1 protein-coding gene is annotated in these 393 nt (G+C 66.2%); it reads right to left on the reverse strand.

Features of this window, described 5'->3' with window-relative positions; all coding sequences use genetic code 11:
• Nucleotides 1-46 precede the first annotated feature (46 nt).
• Nucleotides 47-274 (reverse strand): hypothetical protein, encoded by a 228-nt coding sequence (locus HKX41_10590; GenBank protein ID NNC24578.1) that lies wholly within the window; start codon nucleotides 272-274, stop codon nucleotides 47-49.
• Between the last annotated feature and the right edge of the window lie 119 nt (nucleotides 275-393).

The following is a 393-nucleotide window of genomic DNA, read 5'->3' on the forward strand; positions in this document are numbered from 1 at the left end:
ATGGCGGTCGCGACGGTTGCGGGTGCGCGGTCGCGCGCTGCGACGATCACGGCTCGGGATCGCACAGGTAGTAGCCCACGCCGTAGTTCTTGGGGAACTTGCCCCAGGATTCGGGCGGGCCGTTGCAGTGGATCGACGATTGGCCGACCACCGCGCCGGTGTCGTCGTAGTAGGTGTAGATCTGGCCGGGACCGGTCGGGCCGATCGCCGCCATCGCGGCGCCGGCTACGGCGATCGCCGCCAGGCCCAGCCCCAGAGCGAAATGCTTGCGCATGGTGAGAGTCTCTCTTCGATGTGCCGGCGATGCGCCGGCGCAGCAAAGCTATGCCTCGCGAGCCGTTCGCTCACGTGACAACTAACACCAAAATTTCGGTTTGTGACGCGCATCGTGCG

This window comes from Salifodinibacter halophilus (assembly GCA_012999515.1).
Classification (GTDB): domain Bacteria; phylum Pseudomonadota; class Gammaproteobacteria; order Nevskiales; family Salinisphaeraceae; genus Salifodinibacter; species Salifodinibacter halophilus.